Annotated in this window: 21 protein-coding genes; 16 read left to right on the forward strand and 5 right to left on the reverse strand. The window is 45.7% G+C overall.

Annotation, left to right across the window (positions count from 1 at the left end):
- Positions 1 to 27 precede the first annotated feature (27 nt).
- The 8 genes from ACXAFQ_RS16855 (at position 28) to ACXAFQ_RS16890 (ending at position 4,060) form a co-directional block, all read left to right on the forward strand.
- On the forward strand, positions 28 to 303 hold the full coding sequence (locus ACXAFQ_RS16855) for a type II toxin-antitoxin system RelE/ParE family toxin (RefSeq protein WP_474824591.1): 276 nt from the start codon (positions 28 to 30) through the stop codon (positions 301 to 303).
- Positions 290 to 586: a HigA family addiction module antitoxin gene (locus ACXAFQ_RS16860; protein WP_474824592.1), complete on the forward strand. Its 297-nt coding sequence runs from the start codon at positions 290 to 292 to the stop codon at positions 584 to 586. The genes ACXAFQ_RS16855 and ACXAFQ_RS16860 overlap by 14 nt, the downstream gene beginning before the upstream one ends.
- 139 nt (positions 587 to 725) lie before the next feature.
- Positions 726 to 959: a helix-hairpin-helix domain-containing protein gene (locus ACXAFQ_RS16865; protein ID WP_474824593.1), complete on the forward strand. Its 234-nt coding sequence runs from the start codon at positions 726 to 728 to the stop codon at positions 957 to 959.
- Between the two features lie 543 nt (positions 960 to 1,502).
- Complete coding sequence (locus tag ACXAFQ_RS16870) at positions 1,503 to 1,802, forward strand: hypothetical protein (RefSeq protein WP_474824594.1); 300 nt, start codon at positions 1,503 to 1,505, stop codon at positions 1,800 to 1,802.
- Positions 1,803 to 2,082: 280 nt separating this feature from the next.
- Positions 2,083 to 2,316 (forward strand): hypothetical protein, encoded by a 234-nt coding sequence (locus ACXAFQ_RS16875; protein WP_474824595.1) that lies wholly within the window; start codon positions 2,083 to 2,085, stop codon positions 2,314 to 2,316.
- Positions 2,317 to 2,427: 111 nt separating this feature from the next.
- Positions 2,428 to 2,682 carry a PspC domain-containing protein gene (locus tag ACXAFQ_RS16880; protein ID WP_474824596.1) on the forward strand — a complete coding sequence of 85 codons (255 nt, stop codon included), beginning with the start codon at positions 2,428 to 2,430 and terminating at the stop codon, positions 2,680 to 2,682.
- Positions 2,683 to 2,758: 76 nt separating this feature from the next.
- Positions 2,759 to 3,367 (forward strand): HAD-IB family phosphatase, encoded by a 609-nt coding sequence (locus ACXAFQ_RS16885; RefSeq protein WP_474824597.1) that lies wholly within the window; start codon positions 2,759 to 2,761, stop codon positions 3,365 to 3,367.
- A 21-nt stretch (positions 3,368 to 3,388) separates the two neighbouring features.
- Positions 3,389 to 4,060: an HAD family hydrolase gene (locus ACXAFQ_RS16890; RefSeq protein WP_474824598.1), complete on the forward strand. Its 672-nt coding sequence runs from the start codon at positions 3,389 to 3,391 to the stop codon at positions 4,058 to 4,060.
- A gap of 32 nt (positions 4,061 to 4,092) precedes the next feature.
- Here the strand turns inward: ACXAFQ_RS16890 and ACXAFQ_RS16895 are convergent, their stop codons facing one another.
- Complete coding sequence (locus tag ACXAFQ_RS16895; RefSeq protein ID WP_474824599.1) at positions 4,093 to 4,314, reverse strand: hypervirulence associated TUDOR domain-containing protein; 222 nt, start codon at positions 4,312 to 4,314, stop codon at positions 4,093 to 4,095.
- 143 nt (positions 4,315 to 4,457) lie between these two features.
- On the opposite strand from ACXAFQ_RS16895, the gene ACXAFQ_RS16900 reads away from it, so the two are divergent.
- Both ACXAFQ_RS16900 and ACXAFQ_RS16905 read left to right on the forward strand, forming a co-directional pair.
- On the forward strand, positions 4,458 to 5,057 hold the full coding sequence (locus ACXAFQ_RS16900) for a class I SAM-dependent methyltransferase (protein ID WP_474824600.1): 600 nt from the start codon (positions 4,458 to 4,460) through the stop codon (positions 5,055 to 5,057).
- A 219-nt stretch (positions 5,058 to 5,276) separates the two neighbouring features.
- Positions 5,277 to 7,757 (forward strand): patatin-like phospholipase family protein, encoded by a 2,481-nt coding sequence (locus ACXAFQ_RS16905; RefSeq protein WP_474824601.1) that lies wholly within the window; start codon positions 5,277 to 5,279, stop codon positions 7,755 to 7,757.
- Between the two features lie 61 nt (positions 7,758 to 7,818).
- Here the strand turns inward: ACXAFQ_RS16905 and ACXAFQ_RS16910 are convergent, their stop codons facing one another.
- The 4 genes from ACXAFQ_RS16910 to ACXAFQ_RS16925 all read right to left on the reverse strand — a co-directional run bounded on the left by ACXAFQ_RS16910 (position 7,819) and on the right by ACXAFQ_RS16925 (position 14,735).
- Complete coding sequence (locus ACXAFQ_RS16910; protein ID WP_474824602.1) at positions 7,819 to 9,009, reverse strand: NRAMP family divalent metal transporter; 1,191 nt, start codon at positions 9,007 to 9,009, stop codon at positions 7,819 to 7,821.
- Positions 9,010 to 9,154: 145 nt separating this feature from the next.
- On the reverse strand, positions 9,155 to 9,622 hold the full coding sequence (locus tag ACXAFQ_RS16915) for a hypothetical protein (RefSeq protein ID WP_474824603.1): 468 nt from the start codon (positions 9,620 to 9,622) through the stop codon (positions 9,155 to 9,157).
- A complete protein-coding gene (locus ACXAFQ_RS16920; RefSeq protein ID WP_474824604.1) occupies positions 9,622 to 10,782 on the reverse strand; it encodes a PepSY-associated TM helix domain-containing protein in 1,161 nt (386 codons plus the stop codon). The genes ACXAFQ_RS16915 and ACXAFQ_RS16920 overlap by 1 nt, the downstream gene beginning before the upstream one ends.
- 86 nt (positions 10,783 to 10,868) lie before the next feature.
- Complete coding sequence (locus ACXAFQ_RS16925) at positions 10,869 to 14,735, reverse strand: S8 family serine peptidase (RefSeq protein WP_474824605.1); 3,867 nt, start codon at positions 14,733 to 14,735, stop codon at positions 10,869 to 10,871.
- Between the two features lie 395 nt (positions 14,736 to 15,130).
- Here ACXAFQ_RS16925 and ACXAFQ_RS16930 point away from each other — a divergent pair, with 395 nt between their 5' ends.
- From ACXAFQ_RS16930 to ACXAFQ_RS16955, 6 genes are all read left to right on the forward strand, one after another.
- Positions 15,131 to 16,318: a thiamine pyrophosphate-dependent dehydrogenase E1 component subunit alpha gene (locus ACXAFQ_RS16930; RefSeq protein ID WP_474824606.1), complete on the forward strand. Its 1,188-nt coding sequence runs from the start codon at positions 15,131 to 15,133 to the stop codon at positions 16,316 to 16,318.
- A complete protein-coding gene (locus tag ACXAFQ_RS16935) occupies positions 16,318 to 17,295 on the forward strand; it encodes an alpha-ketoacid dehydrogenase subunit beta (RefSeq protein ID WP_474824607.1) in 978 nt (325 codons plus the stop codon). Before ACXAFQ_RS16930 ends, ACXAFQ_RS16935 begins: the two co-directional genes overlap by 1 nt.
- A gap of 10 nt (positions 17,296 to 17,305) precedes the next feature.
- Complete coding sequence (locus ACXAFQ_RS16940) at positions 17,306 to 19,030, forward strand: dihydrolipoyllysine-residue acetyltransferase (protein ID WP_474824608.1); 1,725 nt, start codon at positions 17,306 to 17,308, stop codon at positions 19,028 to 19,030.
- Positions 19,031 to 19,124: 94 nt separating this feature from the next.
- Positions 19,125 to 19,982, forward strand: coding sequence for a 23S rRNA (adenine(2030)-N(6))-methyltransferase RlmJ (locus ACXAFQ_RS16945; RefSeq protein WP_474824609.1), 858 nt, complete (start codon positions 19,125 to 19,127; stop codon positions 19,980 to 19,982).
- Positions 19,979 to 21,835, forward strand: a complete 1,857-nt coding sequence (locus tag ACXAFQ_RS16950) for a serine/threonine protein kinase (protein ID WP_474824610.1) — start codon at positions 19,979 to 19,981, stop codon at positions 21,833 to 21,835. The genes ACXAFQ_RS16945 and ACXAFQ_RS16950 overlap by 4 nt, the downstream gene beginning before the upstream one ends.
- On the forward strand, positions 21,828 to 22,688 hold the full coding sequence (locus ACXAFQ_RS16955) for an acyl-CoA thioesterase domain-containing protein (RefSeq protein WP_474824611.1): 861 nt from the start codon (positions 21,828 to 21,830) through the stop codon (positions 22,686 to 22,688). Before ACXAFQ_RS16950 ends, ACXAFQ_RS16955 begins: the two co-directional genes overlap by 8 nt.
- Positions 22,689 to 22,879: the final 191 nt, after the last annotated feature.

A 22,879-nucleotide genomic window follows, 5' to 3' on the forward strand; every position in this document is an offset into this window, starting at 1 on the left:
TACAATGATTGCATGATTAAGAGTTTTATGCATAAAGGCCTGCAGAAGTTTTACGCTAAAGGAACCACATCAGGAATTCAGAAGAAGCATGAAAATAAGCTTCGTCTGATCCTGTCCAATCTCGATCAAGCCGAAACACCTGATGACATGGATTTGCCCGGTCTTTATATGCATAGACTCAAAGGTAACAGAAATGATATTTGGTCTGTCAGAGTGAGTGGTAACTGGAGAGTTACATATCGCTTTATTGGACGAGATCCGAAATCGTTAATTACGAGGATTATCATTAATGAATATGCATAACCCAGCACATCCCGGTGAGATACTCAAAGAACTTGTTATTGAAGCTCTAGAACTCACTATCACTGACGTCGCTCAGCATTTAAATGTTAGCCGCAAAACACTGTCAAAAGTTGTTAATGGCAAAGGAGCCATCACCCCAGAGATGGCACTTCGACTGGAACTGGTCTTTAGTAAGCCTTCAGCTGACCATTGGCTACGTTTGCAAAATGCTTTTGATTTATGGCAAACCCGGCAATATCAAAGTTCTTTACATGTCTCTCCCTACAATCTGGCGGCGGTATAAAGACGCTTATAACAATCACATTAAGCCGCTCGCAAGCTCGCAGGGACGCAAACACATGGGCAGCGTCACTTCGTTCCTAATTTTAGCCCATGTGAGATCGCTCCTTTTGCGGGTGTTATTTGTTTAAAGGATTATTGAAATGGCTTTCTCTGAATCAGAAAAAAATTCATTATTAAACGTCAAGGGCGTTGGCCCAACAGTCATCAAGCGGTTCGAAGAAATCGGGTTGGATTCTTTTGAAAAGCTCTCTGCACACAATGCCACTGAAGTTGTGAATCTTGTGGCTTCAATGCTTCACTCTAGATGCTGGAAAAATACGAAAGCCGTTGAGGCTGTAGAAGCTGCTATTAACAAAGCGAAGGAAAGCGTTTAGTTTATAGTGTGCTGAAGTAACCAATCCGTAGGCCGCAGATTGTTTGTCTTCGCAGATAATAATCGCATTAAGTTGTGTTACTGCCCTTAATTGGGCGTTATACCGATGATTAAACTATAAAGATTTATTACTTAACTATCGGAATATTCTTGTTAGTTGATTCAGCAATCTTGCAGTTATATAGGATTTGGTTTATATGTCGAGCAAGAACAGATAAGCGCGATTATTGTAGACAAAATCTTTCGTAATACGAGTAGCGAAACGCGTTCAAGTAGAGCGAAGGTTTTAAAGCTCAGCTACGATCATCCGTCTTTTGGACCAACAAATTATGTTTGCGATACCAGTATTCTTACGCCACTTTTTGATATAAATGACAAATTAAAGCTATCCATTTGGGGCAATAAAGTGTTAATAAACCACTGGTTTATGTGATGTTGGCACTGGCGTCATTATTGGTTTTCGGCATTCTATGCATTTATGTGTAGTATCAAATATAGTGCAAAGGTGTTAGCTAATAAGTGCAACCATTCATAAGGAATATAAATGCAAGATGCCACGATAAAATCGACTACAGCCACAGTTCAAAATGGTGTAGCAAAAGCTGATGGAAAATTTTGGATTACTGAAACTGAAATTCATTTTTCCCCATATAATAAAGACTTTGGACTTAGGCCTCTTAAAATTGAAAGGAGTTCAATTTCAAAAGTAGAAAAATGCTCTGGTAAAGGTGCGGGTATTCTGCCTATAACAACTGATGCAATCGAAGTTTCATTACTTGATGGTAGTTCATTCCAATTCATTGTGGCAAATCCTAACGAGTTAATTGTACTCCTTGGAAAATAACCAGATAATAGCAAAATTAAGCGGCTAGCAGGGACGCTCAAGCATGGGCCCAGTCGCTTCATTCTAATTTTAGTTGATGTTGATCCCATTTCATATGGGCGTTTTCGCTAATAGGATGCTAACAAATGAAAAAAGTTTCGAGGGTATTTTTCGTTCTCTTGCTATCAATGAATATCTCTGGGTGCGCAACGCTTGATATCAAGCCTTGGACCCTCGATGGAAAGAAATTAATTGGCCTAAAGTACATCATATTATGTTTATTTAAAGAAAAGGAGTTTCGATGACTGAAAAAGAGATAACCGACCTAGTGCGAAAGCACAGTGCAAAGCCATTATTTGGGGTAATTTTAACGCTATCAATCTTAATGTTTATCGTCGGTAAGGACACAGAAATTATAGCGATAAGTGTGGGTATCTTTGGTGCCAGTGTAGGGGCCTGTATGTATATCATCCGAAAAGTTCTGATTGATGTCTTTAAAAACAAAGGAAGTTCATCGCCTATTCCCCCAAGTTAAAGGGCGAGGTCAGGAAAGCTAAGTCGGTGGTTGTCGCTGTTTGATAGGGATTGCCTGTTAGGCTAAAGTAAAGGGACTGAGTTCATATGCTAAGAGCATCAAGGATGTTTTATGGAAACAAGGAAATTTTCAGTTCTCACGCGAGGCGAGCGCAGCGTTATCGCAGGCGTGTGTTCAGGCCTCTCTGAATACTTCGGGTTTCGAAAGAACGGCCTTAGAATTGCGTTTGTTGTCTTTTCATTTTTCTTCGCTTTACCGGTAATGATTTATCTCACGTTCTGGTTAATATTACCGAAATACCCAACTAGTCAGGCTATGGCCAGGCAATTACGAAGACAAGCGGGGCGTTTGAGTCTCGACAAGTGATAAAGATCGTGGTGAAGAAGATCTATCGGCGCTTCACATCAAGGCCATGATCCCAAAACAAAGAACAGTGCTTTAAATGAAACTAGTTTTAATCGACTTTGATGGCACTATCACCACCAAAGAGGTTTATACAAAATTTGTTTTAACGGCTACACACCCAATACGATTAGTTTTGGCTGGGCTACTTATTTCACCTGCCATCGTTTTGTATAAATCAGGGTTGTTACCGGCCAATAAAATGCGTCCACTGGTAGCAAGGGCCGCGTTTTTTGGTGTGTCGGAAAAATCATTAACCGAAAAAGCAGAGCGTTTTGTGGAAGATTATGTGCCCACGGTGCTTCGAGCTGACATGCTTGATACTATTCGTGGGCATCAAGAAAATGGTGATCGTGTCGTTGTCGTTTCCGCATCGCTATCGCCGTACTTGAATATTTGGTGTAGTCAGATGGGCATAGAAGTCTTGTGCAGTGATTTGGTAGTACGACGAGGGCGCTTTACCGGAAGATATCGTTACGGTGATTGCAGCTTGTATAACAAAGTTGAAGCAGTGAAGCGTCTCATCAATCTTAATGATGTCTCACATATCACCGCTTACGGCGATACCCATGAGGATTTTGCGATGCTTGATATGGCAAACACCGGTGTGTATCGCGGAAAGGCCTATGTGAAAACTACCGTTGGATGAACAAGGTCTCAATATAGTCCAATGCATGATAGGAATTTGGTTCTAGTAGATTTCGACAAAACGATAATTAATCGAGACACCGGCGACGCGTATATTCGTTTTATGTTGAGGCGTAGCCTGCTGCGAATGATCTGTGTCGTGCTATTTTCACCGCTAATATTCCTATTCATCTCATTTATTAAAACGAAAAAGTTCGGCTTATCAATATTGCTTTGGTTGCTAACCGCAGGAATGGGGCGGCGAAAGCAGGCTGATTTAAGACGCCAATTTATTAGTGCGTATCTGGCCGAACCCAACACGCGTATATTTGTTTCTGCGAAAAAAGCGTTAGCGCATCACATAGAGAAGGGGGATGAGGTTGTTATTGTGAGTGGCGCTTCTGCTTGGATGGTTAAGAGAATTGTCGCAGCTTTACGCCTGCCGGTTTCACACTTTTTGTGTTCGCAAGAACGGACCTTTATGCGTGGTCGCATTAGTCAATTTCACTGTTACGGCGCGAATAAAGTGAGTTCAGTAGAAAGACACTTTAATCTACAAGGCTATTTTCAAGTTATCGGTTATTCAGACAGCGCTTCCGACATTCCTTTGTTAGCGCTGTGCAATAAGCGAATAGTGATAAACCCAACATCGAAGTGCCGTAAGCGTTTCGTAGCTGCATTTGGAAACCACATCGAGGTGGTGAGATGGAAATGATGCGGCTTCCAAAACGTACCGAATGCTTCATTTTAGCCGGAAGATTTTTTGATTTCACTGTGTGATTTTAGCACTTCGCTGCCGTCAGCCTGTTCTATGAGATAAGCCGGGTCGTCGTCGCTCGCTTTGCGGGTAACTTTCGACCCCTGCAGTGTTTTTTCCACATCCTCATTATATTTTTTTCTAATCTTGCCTGACGCAGAACCATTACCCCATTCCCATTCAACTTCAGTGTTAATCGCAAAATTCTTCATTTAATGATGTCCTCAAAGGTATTTGGGATTTAAACCAATAAGCTTGCGTGTAAGATCAATGAATTATTGTTAATCGACTGAAGGCTGATAACATCGAAATAGAAACGCAAACATTTCACTGATTTACGGCTAAGGAATGAAGGATGACACCAGAGCAAACAGGGTTAGCCTACGACCAGATCACCCACCTTTGGACGCGGGATGATTTTAATCGTAAAAACGGTGTAGCTCAGCATAGAAAAGCGATAGCGTTTGCCAAAAATAAACAGAATGCGCTGGATGTTGGCTGCGGTTGTACCGGGCGTTTTATTGATTTGCTGCTAGAAGATGGCTTCGCTGTGTCAGGGATAGATATCTCAGCGAAAATGATCGCACTTGCTCGCCTACGTCATCCGCACTTAGATTTTTATCACACCGATATTTTATCGTTCAGCTCGAGTTCCCGATTTGATTTTATCACTGCATGGGACAGTATTTGGCATGTGCCACTACGTGAACAGCGGACTGTGCTTGCAAAAATTGTTTCCCTTCTTAAACCAGGTGGCATACTCATATTCACTTTTGGTGGTACCGACGAAGAAGGCGAACATTGTAATAATGCAATGGGCCCACAGGTGTGCTACTCAACGTTAGGGACGAATGGCTTTATAGACTGCCTGATGGCATTAGGCTGCAAAATAAAGCACCTTGAATATGACCAACTGCCTGAATTACACACTTATCTCATTGTGGAGAAAATCTGAGAAGTAAATTGGTCAAATGGCCTGGTTTATTTTTAATCATTTCTATAGGATGGCATGCGATGGAAACGCAGTGTTTGCCATTCGGGCTATCAGCAAGGGATTTGCTTTAGAGGCGCGGTTCTCTCTCGCTTTGTCTTACTGGTTTTCTTCCATCCATTTCAACTTTACTTAACGTTTAGGCGCAATGCCTGTTATTCAATTTTTTAAAGGACATAAGAAATGGGTAAAACTTTGAAACTTGGCTTCGCTATGGGCGGCGGCGTTTCTCTAGGATCATTCTCTGGCGCAGCACTCACGGAGTCAATCAAACTCGCCTTGTTATACGGCACAGATAAAGACGGTAACCCCTACGAAAACGTCGTTGTAGATGTGTTTTCTGGTGCCAGTGCTGGTGCAATGAGTTTAGGGGTGATGTTACGGGCACTCGCGTTTCCAGCGAAAGACACTGCGGTGCGGCAAGCGGCCTGGAAGAAACTGGCAACCGATTATGAAATCGATACCGCGTCTTGGACAGATCAAAAGCGCAAAGAGCAACTCATCGATGCTGAACTTGCTCAGCAAAAAATGAATAAGATCTGGACTGAAGAAATAACCCTCGACAAACTGCTTGAGCCTGAGGAAGACGGATTCCCGCCATTAATTAAACAAGCCGGAATTTTAAATAAAGCGGCTGTGACGAATATTGCGAAAGAATATCTGTTTCCTGATAACGGTGATAGTTACAACGAACCAGACAAAGCAACGCATCCTGTTCTGGCAGAAAGGGTGTTGTATAGCTGCAGTATTTCGAATCTGAATCCAATTATCGCCAATGTCGATGCGAAGTACCTCAAGGCGGTCAGCGATGATGAGCAGCCTGATTTAGCATCTGCCGACGCGCTAACGTCTAAATTTCACCAGGAACACCGAATCTTTGATATTAACTTTGGTTCGGTGTCTAACGATAAATTTTCAGACACGGATATTCACCCTAAGCGTTGGGTTCGCTTTCATTGGGGCGACAACATCGATAATGTCGCGTTTGATATTCGCGCAAGAAAGGACTGGCGACATATTGTCGCCACAGCCATTGCAAGTGGCGCATTTCCGGCAGCATTTGAACCAGTATCCCTTAGGCGTTGGCAGTGGGAATATCCCGCAGGCTTATGGATAAACCCATCTGTGAGTAGCTATGTTTACACTTATGTTGATGGCGGTACTTTTGCCAACTCTCCGGTAACCGAAGCCTTTAAGTTAGCGTCGCATATCGATTCTATTTCCCATTTAAACGACAAGGCGCCTTTTGAACGTCGCATCATCTTTGTCGACCCATTTGTTGGCGAAGAGGTATCTTATAACCTTCCTCATCTTAAATCTTTTCGTGATCAAAAGCCGCTGTCGTTGGTCAGTACCTTTGATGGCAACGATTTACTGTCACTTACTTCCTTGGATAAATTACTGCCAGCAGGAAAGAGTTTGCTTGGTGCAATTCATTCTCAAGCTTCTTCACAACACCACCATCGTAATTTTCAGATTGCAAATAAGCTCAAAATGCGAAATGAACTTAGGGATATGTTAGCGAAAGGCGTCATTGCCACTGAACAGGAGTTTCTGGATTTACGCGACAAACTGGGTGTACTGCTCAGCCAGTTTTCAAATAAAGCGCTTATTCCTACATTGTCTGCAAGCGTGGCGAATGAAATAGAGCGGCTTGCCCGTGAACCGGGTTCACTAGTAAGCGCACTAGAGGAACACGGGAAGGAAATAGCAACATCAACGTGGGATGTCATTACCGGTAAAGGGTTAGAGCATGTTGCTATGCAAGCCATGTTGTTTAGTTATATCGACTTAATTGCTGATCTGGAAGCCAAGAGCCGAAACAGTCAGTTGATCTCAATTGCACCGTTGGATTTTGACGACAACAATGAGATTAAAAAAATGATATTCCTTCCCGGCTCTCCGCTTGCGGGATTTGCGGGCTTTATGTCGGAACTGCCGAGTAAGTATGAAGTAAAAGTGGCTCGCTATTGCAGTTTTATCAAACTTCGAGAATCCCTTTTGTTCCCCAGAACACTGGCGCCGACGCGCGCCAATAAATATCCAGAAGAGTTTACTGATAAGGCCGCATTTAACGAAGAATACAAAGGCGGTTTGAAAAAACTCGCTTATCGAGTTGGAGAACTCGTCAGCACCTCAAATTTCATCAATCTGGGTTGGGCCAATGACGTCGTACTGACCTTCATCAAAAGTCGCATTGAAAAAGCGATAAACGAATTGAGTTACGTAAATAAGAAAACCGAATACGAGTTTCGCGTAAGGGTTGATAATAAGAAGTTTGAACTGGATGGCAAAGGCGTTGCCGATAATGATCGACACCCAGTGATGTTGTCTGAAGATGCAAAGGAACTCTATCTTATCTGCTTTGCCCAACGGGATTGGGCCATCAATGAGAGTGAAAGCGCTGCATTAAAATGGTCGGGCTACTACATTGAAGATGGGAAATTGGGTATCGATTTCGATTCCTGGGCATCTATTAATGATAATGACTTTGTTCAGATCCCTATGCCTAGCGACAAACAGCTCACGGATGCGGCAAAAATTGCAAATCCTATCTTCTATACGAAGGACGTGCTTAAAAAAGACAGCAAGCCGAGTACCAATGCGCTTAACGCGTTTTGGGAGCTTAGAAATGAAGTAACCCCGTATACGGATTTACTTTGAAAGTAAGTTTTTGTTCTGTAAAACTTGCAACAGTAAGGAGAGCGGCTTCATAGCCGCTCTATTAAAGAAACCACTTCCAGGCAATGAATATGGCTAGAAAGCCAAACAGATATGCCAAACCAATGTAGCTCAAGGTTGTGATGAAAGGCCCGGCTTTAACGCTGTCATGCAGTTCAGCTTTGCGCACCAGTTTGTGATTCAGCAAAGCAAACATGGGCGTGGTTATGAAGGCTAGCGTCATGGCAAATCCCAGCATGGCGAGCAGTGCAGATTTGAAAAACAGCACAATGATAAAACTTAATACGGCAACAAGAGACAGCACCAGAACAACATTGCGCTCTGGCATTTCTTTTTTACCATTCAGTAGCAAAATAGCCTCGGTAACGGCGCGGGAGTAACCATCGTAAACGGTGAGTGCTGAACCGAAAATACATAAAAATGCCACCACGGCGATAAGCCAGCGCGCCCATTCACCAATGGTACCCGCATACAAACCCACAAGCTGTTTGGAGAAACCGATACCGCCAGATGCGAGCGCTTCGCCACTTCCATGCAGTACCAGGGCACCCAGGGCCAGGAAAACCAGCGCAAGGATCATGGTAGTGAAGTATCCAAGGTTAAAATCAAATAAGGCAGACTTCGCGGTAACGGCTTTTTCTTCACACTGCTTTTTAAGCCATAAAGAGGTAATACCGGATATCTCAATGGGGGCCGGCATCCAACCCATAGTAACCACTAAAAAGCCGATAGCGGCCATGGTCCAAGGGGAGGGCGACACGTAATCATCGGGTGCTACTGCGCCGTTTTGCCAAGCGATGAAAGTCGCTGAAATTGTGGCGATGACGAGGGTGATCATGATTGCCTTCGATATCTTCTCTAGTGCCGCAAAATGACCGCCAATGAGAATAACCAATATGGCGATAAGAATAACGGCGGCAAGCAGCGGAACACTGATATCCATTGGCATGAAATAGCCGAGAAGACTGGCTGAAAACATCAATAACGCCGCCGAATTCACGACAGCTGAAATGATGTTCAACAATAATGCCATAAGCAGATAGCCTTTACCCAAGCGAAGATAGCCCGTTTGCAAGGTTTCACCAGCGCTGATGGTGTAACTCACCCCCGCACGGAAAAAAGGGTACTTAAGCAAATTTACAATGAAAACCAGTAAAGCAAGTTGCCAGCCGTATATTGCGCCCGCTTGTGTTGAGGCAACAAGGTGGCTGCCGCCAATTGCGGCAGTGGCCATGAGAACGCCGGGGCCTAGAAGTTGAGTAAGGTTACGTAAGGTGTTTAAAGAAAGTGTGGGGTGTGCCAACTCTGTGTTCCTGCTACAGATCCGTAATTAAAAACGCGTTGGCACAGTTTACATGAACAGTATAAAAATGCAGAGGTTAAACGTCGCTCAGGAGGTACGATGGAACTTGCCACGCACCCTGATGCAGTTTTCCATCCCAGGTTTGTAGTGTGATCCACACCTTATCACCGGGTTTGATAACTTCACTACTGAGTCCATGTACGTGTTGCCCGTGTTTCGTACCGTGAAGTACGCCAAGCTCATAAGACTGCGCCTCTTCAAAGGGTAGTGGCGACTCGCCAATGTTTAGAAAGGCCATACGAACGTCATCAACACTGCCTTGCTGAAATATAACCAGAAAGTCTTTTACGAATAAGCCGTCGTGCTGGTAGGGCATATTTTCATCATAAGGCATCGCAGTAAGCGAAAAATCACCGGCTTTAATTTCAGGTAGCACGGCGGGGAACTGCGGATTCAGCGCCTTGTAGATGAAATAAATAGGCAATGCCAGAATAAGCCCATTGATTAAATAACGAAATGAGGATTGCTTTTGTAAACGCGCCATTATGCCTCCTGAATGGGTGAGGTAGCGTTGCGTGTTTGGGGCTTTTTGAGTTTATTCACGCGTAAGTACCACATGATAAAGCCGCTAAGCGACATACCGCTAAGCAATAAGCCAAATACAAACCAAATGATTTTCGTCCAAATGCCACCAATAGTGCCATAGTGCAGTGGGTCGGCAATATGCAAAATGGTTTGTGCGGCATTCATGGTTGCAGGAGAGATCGTCTGCGTAATTTCGCCGTTCCACGGATTAATCGCCAATTGGAAACTGGCTGCGTCGTAGAATGGGTTAGCGCCACCGCCATATACCTTAAAGGTGTCGCGGTTGTGTTCAGGTAACATCACATATCCTGGACGAAAGCCTGGAAACGTTTGTTCAGCCTGTTCAAGCGCATTACTCAAGGTTACCGGCATCGCTGGTGTACGGTTTGCTTCAGGTGACAACATAGGTAATGACTGCTCTGAAAGGTGTTCGGGCCAGGGATCGATCTCTACATCGTTTTGCCATAGGACGGCTTGAATCAAATACCACAGCCCGGTGGCACTCATTATGAGAAGAAACCAAAGCGACCAGACACCAGCTAGCTTGTGCAAATCCGCCGTTAATGTGCGCGGGCCTTGATGACTCCTGAGTTTGGGATTGCGATAAGCCTGCCAGAACTTCTTGTACACCAACAGACCCGTAACGAGCGCACCGAGCATCACGATTGATAATGCGGAAACCAGGTAATAACCCACACTGTAGCTGCCATGCCAGGGAAAATATAACCAGCCGTGCAGTGTTCGCATAAAGTTGATAAACGTACTGCCGTCGTTAACTTCTTGAATTTGATGAAGGTAAGGATTCACATAAGCGACGGCATAGGGTTTGTCGTCTGCAGTGAACATCACCTCGTGCACCATATAGTCTTCGCGAACGGCAACGCCGGTTATATCTGCAGAAGGATAGGTTTCATTTACCAGTGCAACGGAATCGGCAGCAGTCCATGCTGATGTGTTTTCAGGGTTTGTGGCACGTACATTGGCATTAGTCAGCCAAGCAAATTCGTGACTCAGCACGGCGACGGTGCCGGTAAGACACACAAAAAAGAATAAGATCCAGACTGGCAGAGAAAACCAGCCGTGAAGTTGGAAAAGGAAGCGATTAGACACCCGAGCCATGAAACCCCTTTATAGCTATTGTTATTAGGATAAAGGGGATTCTAGTGAATATCGCCTCCAATGCAAATGATATTGATTCTTTTTTACTAGAGGCGACCTTTTCGAGCCACTCGGCGCCATGCAATAAGCGGAACAAGTAACAGAGTCATCATGCCAAAGCTACCGCCACCACTGCTTCCACCATTACCTCCCGAACTGCTACCGGAAGATTGTGCAGTAACACTCACCGATACCGTATCAGTTACGGTATTAGTACCATCAGATACGGTAACAGTATAAACAACGGTTGACCCCGCAGACGCGCTTGATGCGGTTTCAGAGAAAACTGCACCGTCTATACCGTTAATGGTGAAAGATAGGGTATCGCCTTCAGGATCGGTTGCGGTAGCTCGTATAGTAATTGTTCCGCCGACAACAACCGAAGATGGCGATGTAATCGAGAGCGTAGGGGCCTGATTAGCCGCACCTTCAATTCGTACGCCAGTGTAAGGTGCAGTAATTTCACTTTGCGTACCTGGAATGTTTGTCACCAAGGATGTGGTATTAAACACCAGCGATGCCGGCGTAGCATTGTCTTCTACGCGTACGGTAAAATTGAGTGTGGAAGCCGCTTGCGTTTGCGCACCTAAAGATTCTGAATCAGGCTGCGTGACCTCCCAGATGATCTGATCGCCAGTGAGCATGCCACCGTCAGATATTGAACCTTCAATGAGTGTGACGGTGTCAGGTAGGGTAACTGCAACACGATAATCTCTGTCTTCACCTGTCGTATTGTTGGCAATATTGACGTTAATGGTTTGCTCGCTACCGAGGGCGACGATACCGTCGTCTGGTACTGAAAGATAAACATCATCCTCACCCCGGTTTATTTCTACATAGCTGACGCCAATGTTGTCGGGTTGCGACGCATCTGTACCCAATGCGAACGCGCCAAAATAGCGTTCACCTTCTTCGCTGTTTTCCAGTTCCCAGATGACACGAATATCAAAAGGCGTAAGAGCAGAATTACTTTGTGGCCCAGTTACGGAAAGGTTACCTTCATCATCTGCATCAACAAGTACATAATCGATCATTAAACTATCTGTCCCTGATGTTGCTGCATCCCAGCCTTGAATAACGATGAACCAGGTTCCCGCCTCGGGCCGCAGTACATCCACTACTTCGTCAGAGTTGGAGGACGTACTTTCTTCTCTAACTTCGTCTTCATCTGCGCGACCATTACCGTTTTCGTCGTAAGCGAGGTATAAATCAAGATCGTCAGAATTGGAATCATATATTTCAGCGTAGAGCCGAAGGGCATTTTCGCTAACTTCAACATCAATGGTTACTATTCCGTCGTCACCATCAAAAAGGTCTTCAGGTGTGGGATCCTGTGAAATGGTTAGTGCCTGTGTTGTTAACGGGGTAAGTCCGTAGGAAACATAGTTAAACGATTCGATTTCTGTGGCGGCAATATCGCTAATGATACGGCTGTCTGCATCCCGCCGTGCTTCTATATTGACGTATTGCGGAATCGAACCATTCGTCGCGTAAACCGCTACAGGAATGTGAAGGAGTGGTGAGTCAGCATTAGTCAATTGAACAGAGCCAAAAGCCCATTCGTTACTACGAACAGACAATGAATCAATAGTGAACGTCAGCGTTTGCGACTGCCCGGCATTCAACGAAAAACTAGATGGGGTAACCGAAATATCCAGTCCGCTGGTCATAGTTTCCGAGGCAACGCTCCAACTTCCACTGCGGGTGGCAGTAACGGTACGCGTCCAGCTACAACTGAGCAGGCAACTTTCATCGACAACTGCCGGAATATTAAGTGAACGAGGCTCCCCTCCGTTTCGAGGATTAGCAGCCTGATAATTTGCCCGAGTCTCATTCATGATAAGGCCTGTCTGGGTTGCTGCTTCGACCTGTAATCGGCCTGCACCCATCTCGAACCAATCAGCATTAGTTTGCTGATCATCCAATTGAATATCGGTTTTAGCCGTCATCATCATCGCAGAGCGGATATTGTCAGGTGTCCATGTTGGGTGATCTTGTTTGAGAAGCAACGCGGCACCAGCAACATGAGGGCTCGCCATGGATGTACCCGATGAATAAGCATAATCAGCAGGTGCAGGACCGGTTTCGTCATGACCATAGTGTTCATCTGCCCAGGCAGCGTAAATATCGACTCCCGGTGCAGCAATCATTGGCGTAAGTGTACTAATAGACGTATTTGGTCCACGGGATGAAAAGTTTGCCACATTGTCTGCACTTTGTTCATCGGTGATAACGTCTGCAGTTGAAGCTGTTATCGTTGCAGTATGATTGCTTCCTGAAGCAAGCCAGTTTTTCAGTCTGTCGCCATCATCAGCATCAATATGGATTCCCGGAACGGCATAAGCATCACTTGCTAAGAAGCTATCGCCGCCCTGGACATTTGCCAGCACGTATCCACCCGCACCGCCGTCGGCAACATTTCGGGCTTTTTGAATGCGGGCAATATCGCCCCGATCACAAACAACAATCTGACCACTAAACGTATTGGCAGGATATGGCTCCAGACATTGTCCCGGATCGCCATTAGGATCATTGGCATTGAAGTAATCACCAGCGTAAACAATAGAGGCAGTTATCGCGTCAGTATTACTAAAACCACTTATGGCAGCTAATGTTGAATTACCGCCAGAAAAACCACGGATCTGCTTTGGATAAGAAACGGTGATACCGTGTGTTGTTGCAGCAACGGCGGTTAACCAGGGCGCATGTTTGTCTGTGGTAGAACCTGAAGGGCCATCGTTACCTGCTGAATGCGCAAGAAATATTCCCGCTGAATGCGCATTAAGCCATGCGGCATTGACAGAGGAATCCCAGGGGAATTCTCCGCCAGATATAGACATATTGATGGCGTCTACCTCACCGCTATCAATTATGTCTTCAAGTGCCTGTAGGATGATGGAATCAAGGCAACCTGTGTAGGTATCTTCTTCGTCACCGGGATAACAAACCTGGTAAGAAATAATATTTGCATGGGGCGCAACACCTGATATCTCTTCAAAAATATAACCGGTTTCAACACCACTACTGGCGGTCACGTCGTAATCAGGAATGACTTCGCTTACATTATAAAGCACGTTACCTGCTGCTGTTGCCGCAACATGTGAACCGTGACCATTGTAATCTTCACCATTTCTAGGAGGAGGCGAGGGGAATACATCAGAATCATTATAGGCACTTAGAATGCCCGAGTAACTGTACACGCCAATAAGTTTGTCATTACAGAGCGACGGATAGGCGCCTGCACAGTCGCCCAGGTAATTTCCGTTTCCGAGTGGATTGGTATGATTGTATCCATCCCCTCCGACATCCGCAAAAGAGGGGTGGTCGGTGTTGATGCCGGTATCCAGTATCGCAACCACCATACCTTCACCCATCACATCTGAGCCTGATGTTGTTTCAGTTCCATCCCATAGCGACGGTGCCCCAATAGTTTCAGCGCCAACATACGCATTTAATTTATGGATGGTATCTCTTCGAACTTTCTTTACGCCTTCGACATTTGCGAGTGATTCAGCCTGGCTTGCAGACATCTTGATAGCAAAGCCATTAAACGCTAATTGATACTGTGCTAACGGTGTCGGTAATGTGTCGTTCTCTTTAAGATAACTCAGCGCGCGTTGCTGACGGTTTTGTAGGTATTGCCGATATTGCTTTACCGCAGTAGTTCGCGTATTCAATTTAGACTGCGAACCCTTTGTACTTGTTGAGCGAAAGCCTGCGATATTTCCGTTGTAAGTTACGACTGGCTCTTCGTTCAGTTCGACAATATAAACCGCCTCGCCCGATTTATGATTAGCTGCGACGGTTGTGGCTTTATTTTTATTCGTTGCTGTTTCAGCTGCAAATAATGGCGGTGTGGTAAGTAGACTAAAGCTCAGCGCACATGAAACCGCAATGGCGATTCTGTCATTCATATTATTCTCCTTTTCAGGCGCTACTGTCTGGCAGGTCAAGACTACCCGGTTATCCAAAGTTTATCCTAGTTCCTGAATTTTTCTGCAGTTTTACATGTTCAGGGGACTAGAAATCAATCTTAGAAATTATACGTCGTGATATATGAACGACTAATGAACAGTTTCAGATGCAAAAATGAAAGTGCGATGCATTAAATGTAATTAATAAATTTTATTTATTTTAATGGATTGTTAATTCAGTAGGATGGGAGTACTACTTATTGCCTATGGACAAGGATGAAACTTCTTCCTAAGTGAATGGGCGGGCTCGAATAAGCAAGGTCTTTCCGATGAAACCACACTAGCATATTGAGTATCGATATTGCCATTGTGCATCACTCAATGAGGGCTTAGTTGTGCAAGACAGAAATCATCTCGCCAGCGTAAAAACCACCCATCAGGTAAAAATAATAGAAAATGGCCTGATAGACATTCCCATGCTGCAAATCTTGCAGCCAGATGGCAGCTTGCATGCGCAGGCTGACACACCAGATATAGCCAAAGAAACCGCAACCCGCATGTTGGATGTTATGCAATATATTCGCATATTGGACGAGCGCATGGTGGGTGCTCAGCGACAGGGACGGATCAGCTTTTATCTGGCTTCAACCGGCGAAGAAGCCGCTGCAGTGGCCAGTGCCGCAGCACTATCTGAAAACGACATGATCATGTCGCAGTATCGCGAGCAGGGGGCGTTAGCCTGGCGCGGTTACCGTACTGACCAATTTATGAATCAAATGTTCAGTAACGAAAAAGATCCCAATAAAGGTCGGCAAATGCCTATTCACTATGGTGACAAGGCGCTTAACTTTATGACGATTTCATCTCCATTAGGTACCCAAATTCCGCAGGCGTCGGGTTATGCCTATGGTCAGAAAATGGCGGGCAAAGAAGCCATTACCATTTGTTACTTTGGTGAAGGCGCTGCATCAGAAGGCGATTTTCATGCGGGTCTCAATATGGCGGCGGTACTACATTGCCCGGTAATATTCTTCTGCCGCAATAATGGCTACGCCATTTCAACCCCTGCCGAAGAACAGTTCGCTGGTGATGGTATTGCCTCTCGAGGTATAGGTTATGGCGTGAAAACCATACGTGTAGACGGCAATGATCCCTTGGCCATTTATGCTGCTACCCGACAGGCAAGAGAAATAGCGCTCAGTGATTCCTGCCCGGTGTTGATTGAAGCTATGACATATCGCCTAGCAGCTCACTCTACGTCCGATGATCCCAGTGGTTATCGCTCTAAAAACGAAGAGGAAAAGTGGCGTTTAAAAGACCCAATTTTGCGCTTGAGCAAATGGCTGGAAAATAAGTGTTGGCTCGATACCGATGCTTTCGAAAAGCAAAAATCGGAAACCCGAGAGAAAGTGCTTGCGGCGCTTAAGGAAGCGGAAAAAGTGCCGGTTAATCCCATTGACGATTTGGTCACCGATGTTTTAGACCACGTTCCCTGGCATTTAAAAGATCAACTTCAGTCTCTCAAACAACATATTGCCAAATATCCTGATAACTATCCTAAAACAGCAGGGAGAATAAAGTAATGGCGAAAATGAACCTGCTGCAGGCAATTAATAACGCCCTCATCACCGTAATGACAGAAGACGAACGGGTGATGGTGTTTGGTGAAGATGTGGGCCATTTCGGTGGCGTTTTTCGAGCTACCAGCCATCTTCAGGAAAAATTTGGTAAGGGGCGCTGTTTTAATACACCGCTCACCGAACAGGGCATTATCGGATTCGCTAACGGACTCGCAGCTCAGGGCTCAGTGCCTGTGGCTGAAATCCAGTTTGGCGATTATATCTTTCCGGCCTTCGATCAAATCGTCAATGAAACCGCTAAATTTCGCTACCGTTCAGGGGGGCAGTTCAGTTGCGGTACATTAACAATAAGAACACCTTACGGTGGCGGCATTTCCGGCGGTCATTACCACAGCCAGTCGCCAGAAGCTTTTTTTGCACATTGCCCTGGCTTGCGAATTGTGGTGCCGCGTAACCCATATCAAGCGAAAGGCTTGTTGCTGGCATCAATACGAGACGACAACCCGGTCCTGTTTATGGAGCCTAAACGCCTCTATCGGGCGTCTGTGTGCGATGTACCTGAAGATGATTATGAATTACCACTCAGTAAAGCTGACATTGTGCAGGAAGGGAAAGATATCACGCTGGTGGGCTGGGGCGCACAAATCGAAATTCTCCAGAAGGCTGCAGAGAGAGCGCTGGAAGATGGCATTAATTGCGAAATTATTGATTTACGCAGCATTGCGCCATGGGATGCCGAGACAGTCGCAGGATCCGTAATGAAAACCGGACGATTATTGATTAACCACGAAGCGCCGTTAACCGGCGGTTTTGCCAGTGAAATTGCCGCCACCATTCAAGACAAGTGCTTTCTGTATTTGGAAGCGCCCGTTGCGCGGGTTTGCGGTCTTGATACGCCGTATCCACTTTCTCACGAGAAAGAATACATGCCGGATGAGCTAAAGACGTACGAATCCATTGTAAAAACCATGCATTATTAAGGGCAATCTGATGAATACTGAATTTATTTTGCCTGATATTGGCGAAGGGATCGTTGAATGTGAGCTGCTGGAATGGCTGGTGGCTGAAGGTGATGTGATTGAAGAAGACCAACCGGTTGCTGAAGTGATGACAGACAAAGCCACGGTACAAATTCCGGCCATGCATGCTGGTACCGTGCGTACACTTCACTATCAGCCTGGTGATATTGCGAAAGTACATGCTCCACTTTTTGCTATGACAGTAGCGCATAACGATGTTGCACACGACACTGCTTCACCAGATAACGTTTCCCACGACGTAAAGGCCCATGGTGGTGCTGTGTCAGAAGATAAGCGAACTGATGCAGCTCAAACTGTAGAAAAGGCGAACACGTCAGATTCCACCTCTAATCAGGGAGAGGACTTTCTGCTTCCTGATATTGGTGAGGGTATTGTTGAGTGCGAAATTGTCACTTGGCAGGTGACTGAAGGCGATCAAGTTGCCGAAGATCAGGTCATCGTGGAAGTGATGACAGATAAAGCCGTGGTAGAAATTCCAGCCAAACATGCTGGCAAAGTAAGCCGTCTTTATTACAAAGAGGGTGAAATTGCCAAAGTCCATGCCCCCTTATTTTCTCTACTCGCTGACAATGTTCATGCATCGGCGAGTTCTGATAAGCAACCGCAGGAGCTGCAATCTCCAGAACAGCCGTTGCAAGGTCAAGAATCGTGGGCGCCATCACAGGAGCATTTAATAAATCGAGCTGAAGCCGCCGACCCGAAAGTGTCATCGAGGGAAGGCCAATTCGAGCCACCTGTGGTCATACCGGGTAAAGTGCTTGCCAGTCCAGCCGTGCGTCGTGTTGCCCGTGAAAAGCAGATAGATTTAACAGCCGTTAAAGGAACGGGTAAAAAAGGCAGGGTTCTCAAGCAGGATGTAGTTGCGCTAAGCGGAGTGTCGTCATCCACATCATCATCAGTTTCGCAAAGCCATAAGTCTGGTCAATCGACTTCCCATGCAGTAACAGAACGTCAGACACCTGTGATAGGAAATACCCGCACTGAAAAAGTTCGCGGCGTGCAGGCGACGATGGCCAGGCAGATGCAGTTGTCTGTGCAAACCATTCCGCATTTTAGTGTGAGTGATGAGTTGCAAATGGACAACTTAATTGCGCTTCGTAATGAACTAAAGCCTGTTTTTGAAGAACAGGGGGTTAAGCTCAGTTTTATGCCGTTTTTTATTAAAGCCCTGTCATTGGCTTTATCGGAGTTTCCCATCCTGAATAGTCAACTCAATGATGACGCTACAGAGCTGACCTATTTCGATGACCATAACATCGGTTTTGCGGTAGACAGTAAAATCGGTTTGTTGGTACCTAACATTAAGCGAGTGCAGGATTTATCGCTGTTCGATTTGGCTAAGCAAATGCAGCAACTTATTGATCAAGCTAGAGAAGGAAAATTATCCGGTGAGTCATTGAAAGGCGGAACTATTTCAATTTCCAACATCGGTGTGTTGGGGGGCATTACGGCCACGCCGGTCATAAACAAGCCCGAAGCCGCGATTGTCGCATTGGGTAAAACCCAGAAGCTCCCTCGGTTTGACGAAAAGGGAACTGTTACTGCCCAACATATCATGCAGGTAAATTGGTCTGGGGATCATCGCATTATTGATGGTGCTACCATGGTGCGTTTCAATAATTTTTGGTGCAGCTACCTGCAAGCGCCGTCGACAATGCTCATGCATTTGCGCTAACTAGAGGGAAAAGAGGAGCGATGGCTCCTCTTTCTGTGTTCGTTCAGGTTTCATGGTACAATGTGCATTCCTCTTCATTCGTAACGGATTGTTTGTGCTAAGTTATAAACATGCCTTTCATGCCGGTAATCACGCAGATGTGATTAAACACATGTGCTGGTTGGGTGTGATCAACTACCTCAAGAAAAAAGAAAAGCCTTTTACCTTATTCGACACCCATTCAGGGGCAGGCTGTTATCCGCTAAACAGCGAACAAACCCAGAAAAATCGAGAATACGAAAGTGGTATCGATCCGCTGGCAAATGTTCAACCTAATGCTGAACTGCTGAAGATGTACCTGGATGCTATGGATTTTTATTGGCAGCAACAGCAGTATCCCGGCTCTCCACTGATTGCCACGCGTGCATTACGTCCTCAAGACAGTGCCCATTATATGGAACTGCATCCAAATGAAGCTGACATCTTAAATGACGTAATTCGTGGTGTCGGTATGGGTAACGCACACGTTCATCATCGTGACGGCTTAGAAGGGCTAATCGCCATGACGCCGCCTAACCCCAATCGTGGTGCTGTGCTTATCGACCCGCCGTATGAGCGGTTTGATGAATATCGCGAAGTCAAAGAGGCCGTCACTAAATTGTTCCGTCGTTGGCAAAACGCCCAATTGGTGCTGTGGTATCCGTTGTTGTCTGCGCGAGCAGATAAAAAAACCGGTGCCAGCGAAGTCATGATTGAGGCACTTGCCCCTATGGCAAAAACAGCGTTTAGCGCAGAATTACACATTGATAAAAAAGAAAATGACACCGGCATGTATGGTTCTGGTGTGTTGGTCATGAACCCGCCATGGCAACTCGATGTCCAGCTTGACGCCGCATTGCAGGAAGTGTGTGGTCATCTTGGGCCTAACGCTATCAGCAAGATACGCTGGTTGAAACAAGAGAGCGACCAGTGACACAGGTCCGTGGTATCCGGCATTTTTATATTCCTGAAGATCAATCAGTCTATCTGTTGTCGCACAAAGATGCGGAAAAATTGAGAAACTGGGTTGAGCTTTGCACTCAGCAACTTCAGGCGCTGGGATACCGTGACATCGCATTGATTGGCAAAGGCGCCTTTGGTTTTGTGTTTGCCGGTGTGGCGCCTTCTGGCGAACAACTTGTGTTCAAATTCTCCCGTATTAATTTACCTGAACACGTTCAAGCCCGCTTAGAGGAAGAAGCCTTCATGCTTTCTCAGGTCGAACACGTTCGTGTGCCGGCACTGAAAGAATTCCAGCAAGTCGGCAAGCAGGCTATTTTGGTGATGGAACGGGCAAAGGGTTTGGATTTCGAACAAATCAGTTTGCAACAGGGCGCCTTATCTCCTCGCATCATTGTTCGTCTCGCTGTGCAGCTTGGAGAAATTTTGTTGTCTTTGCGTAGCCATCAAATGCGCAGTGAAATACGGCCCGTTGTTCATGGCGATATCAAACCTTCAAACCTAATGTGGGATGCCAGCAGTGAAACCGTCGGTTTGATTGACTGGGGATCATCGGTTTTTGCTCAGCTTGACGAGCATGGTCAACACGTTGGTAATAATGTGATGGATCTCATGTCCGCCGACATTCAGCAGACCAACTCCCGTCTTGGTGATGTATATTTTATCGGTAATGAACAGTTAAATGGTGCGTTGTCTTCTCCCCGTTTCGATGAACAAGGGTTGGCGAGCACACTCTATGCGCTGGCGTCCGGCCAGTCATGTCGCTTTGGTACTGCGGTAATCACTCCGCGCGCGCTCGGACTGCCTAAAATGCTCGCAAACATCTTAGAGTATATGCTCAGCGATGATCCGATAAAACAACGTCAGGGGGGCGACTACTTTTTTAATCATTTGCATGTGTTTAAAAGTATGGTGTTTACCCAAGATAAGCCCGTTGATCACAAAGCAATGATACCCACCTGGTGCACGCCGGTGAGTAAAGATATAGAAACCGTGGTGTACAGTTCCCGTAAATCATTTTTACGCGAAGTGGCTTCTGTTACCGACAGCGATTTACGTTACATCAATGATGCGCAGTTCGATCGCTACTATAAAAATTATCTGCAGGGCATGGGTGAAACCGAAAAAGCGTTTATCGCAGCAGTGAGTCGCCTTGGTCGTTATCCGGTGGTCGGCGGAATGGCGATTCGCTGGATGCCTGACGGTATTTATGTAGATTCAAGTTTAAACCTGTATGACGAATCATTGAAAATAGCTTTTGAGCAATCGGTCAATAATGTTATTACGCTTGCCAGGGCCATCCATCGCAAAGGCATTTTCAAATGCTGTTTGTTCAATGCTAAAGATACACTGCACATTGAACGAGCAAGCGAAGATGAACCTTTTGTGCCTCATGCTAACTGCGTTATTCCGTTTGAATTGTCTCGAATATCAGTGTTACAGGACAACAGTCGAACCCATTCTTATTTTGAGGATGGCGAGGATCCTGATGAACTGTTGCAACTGCCTGTCAGTATTATGTCGGTACTAAAAGAATTAAACACGATTCATCACACTGGCTGTGTAATTTTCGAGGCGCTACCCACCCATCTTAAAATACACAGTTATTACACGTTGCTCGACCACGAACAGCAGCAACGTTTTACCTTATTACTGGGCAAACTGGTTGCTGCGGTTCCGGATATTACCGGCATCGGGCTTTCCGGCTTTATGAAATTACCGTATAAAGATACGCGCTATTTTGAGCATCGGGCCGAATTACCCGAAAAATATTATCCCCGAAACCCCAAACAAGCGAACACGGAGACATCTGAAATCAATGGCTGATGTAAAACTTTCTTCACTGATGGAACTTGAAACTATCGAACAGGGCATTTACCGGGCACAGAGCTGGGATCTTGGCTTCCGGGCACTGTTTGGCGGCCAAGTTCTTGGACAGGCGTTGTCTGCGGCGTATAAAACGGTGGAAGAGGGCTTTGGTGCCCATTCATTTCATTCTTACTTTCTGTTACCGGGCGATGCAAAAAAACCGGTGATGTACGACGTTGAAATTGTGCGGAATGGTCGCAGTTTCTGTACTCGTCGGGTAAAAGCCATTCAGGAAGGCCGCAATATATTTTACATGACGGCATCGTTTCAATTACCGGAAGACGGTATGGAACATCAATTTGCTACGATGCCAGATGTGCCAGCACCAGAAGACATCACGCCGGATATCGCGTTTTACGAAGCCAATTTCGACAAGCTTGCCCGTCCTATGCAGGAAGCACTGAGCTATCACAAACCTATCGATATTCGTACTGTTGATGCGGTGAATTCATTTTCTGCTAAAAAGCGTGATCCCCAACGATACATCTGGTTACGGGCGCAGGAGTCACTTGAACCAGGCGCGCAAATCAATCAGGCCATGCTGGCCTATGCATCCGACTACCATTTTCTGAGCACAGCGCTTCAACCTCACGGGGTGTCTATGGCCGACCGGGCTTTACGCATAGCCACCATCGATCACGCCATGTGGTTTCACAAGCCGGTAAACTTCAATGAGTGGTTGCTCTATGTGGCTGAAAGTCCGTTCAGTGGAAATTCGAGAGGCATCGTTAAAGGCCAGATTTTCAATCAGCAGGGTGAGCTTATTGCGTCGACCATGCAGGAAGGGCTGATGCGAAAAGTGGATAACTGAGTCTTATCCTATCTGTACGGTATTTCTTCAACTGAATAAAAATGGCCCAGAACTGTCGTTCCGGGCCTAGGGGAATGGCTCATTGCTGAGCCGTGCGCTAACTTTTACAAGGGAGAAGTATTGTGAAGTTATTCACAACGGACTGTAACTATAGAACAAAACCGCTCACTTTATAAACAATTTTTTGAAAA

Source organism: Alteromonas sp. ABH2_165, assembly GCF_056159945.1.

What these genes read in the sequence shown, in the direction of transcription:
- ACXAFQ_RS16855 (WP_474824591.1), top strand. Translation starts at nt 28, where the DNA reads ATGCATAAAGGCCTGCAGAAGTTTTACGCTAAAGGAACCACATCAGGA.
- ACXAFQ_RS16860 (WP_474824592.1), top strand. Translation starts at nt 290, where the DNA reads ATGAATATGCATAACCCAGCACATCCCGGTGAGATACTCAAAGAACTT.
- ACXAFQ_RS16865 (WP_474824593.1), top strand. Translation starts at nt 726, where the DNA reads ATGGCTTTCTCTGAATCAGAAAAAAATTCATTATTAAACGTCAAGGGC.
- ACXAFQ_RS16870 (WP_474824594.1), top strand. Translation starts at nt 1,503, where the DNA reads ATGCAAGATGCCACGATAAAATCGACTACAGCCACAGTTCAAAATGGT.
- ACXAFQ_RS16875 (WP_474824595.1), top strand. Translation starts at nt 2,083, where the DNA reads ATGACTGAAAAAGAGATAACCGACCTAGTGCGAAAGCACAGTGCAAAG.
- ACXAFQ_RS16880 (WP_474824596.1), top strand. Translation starts at nt 2,428, where the DNA reads ATGGAAACAAGGAAATTTTCAGTTCTCACGCGAGGCGAGCGCAGCGTT.
- ACXAFQ_RS16885 (WP_474824597.1), top strand. Translation starts at nt 2,759, where the DNA reads ATGAAACTAGTTTTAATCGACTTTGATGGCACTATCACCACCAAAGAG.
- ACXAFQ_RS16890 (WP_474824598.1), top strand. Translation starts at nt 3,389, where the DNA reads ATGCATGATAGGAATTTGGTTCTAGTAGATTTCGACAAAACGATAATT.
- ACXAFQ_RS16895 (WP_474824599.1), bottom strand. Translation starts at nt 4,314, where the DNA reads ATGAAGAATTTTGCGATTAACACTGAAGTTGAATGGGAATGGGGTAAT.
- ACXAFQ_RS16900 (WP_474824600.1), top strand. Translation starts at nt 4,458, where the DNA reads ATGACACCAGAGCAAACAGGGTTAGCCTACGACCAGATCACCCACCTT.
- ACXAFQ_RS16905 (WP_474824601.1), top strand. Translation starts at nt 5,277, where the DNA reads ATGGGTAAAACTTTGAAACTTGGCTTCGCTATGGGCGGCGGCGTTTCT.
- ACXAFQ_RS16910 (WP_474824602.1), bottom strand. Translation starts at nt 9,009, where the DNA reads ATGGCCACTGCCGCAATTGGCGGCAGCCACCTTGTTGCCTCAACACAA.
- ACXAFQ_RS16915 (WP_474824603.1), bottom strand. Translation starts at nt 9,622, where the DNA reads ATGGCGCGTTTACAAAAGCAATCCTCATTTCGTTATTTAATCAATGGG.
- ACXAFQ_RS16920 (WP_474824604.1), bottom strand. Translation starts at nt 10,782, where the DNA reads ATGGCTCGGGTGTCTAATCGCTTCCTTTTCCAACTTCACGGCTGGTTT.
- ACXAFQ_RS16925 (WP_474824605.1), bottom strand. Translation starts at nt 14,735, where the DNA reads ATGAATGACAGAATCGCCATTGCGGTTTCATGTGCGCTGAGCTTTAGT.
- ACXAFQ_RS16935 (WP_474824607.1), top strand. Translation starts at nt 16,318, where the DNA reads ATGGCGAAAATGAACCTGCTGCAGGCAATTAATAACGCCCTCATCACC.
- ACXAFQ_RS16940 (WP_474824608.1), top strand. Translation starts at nt 17,306, where the DNA reads ATGAATACTGAATTTATTTTGCCTGATATTGGCGAAGGGATCGTTGAA.
- ACXAFQ_RS16955 (WP_474824611.1), top strand. Translation starts at nt 21,828, where the DNA reads ATGGCTGATGTAAAACTTTCTTCACTGATGGAACTTGAAACTATCGAA.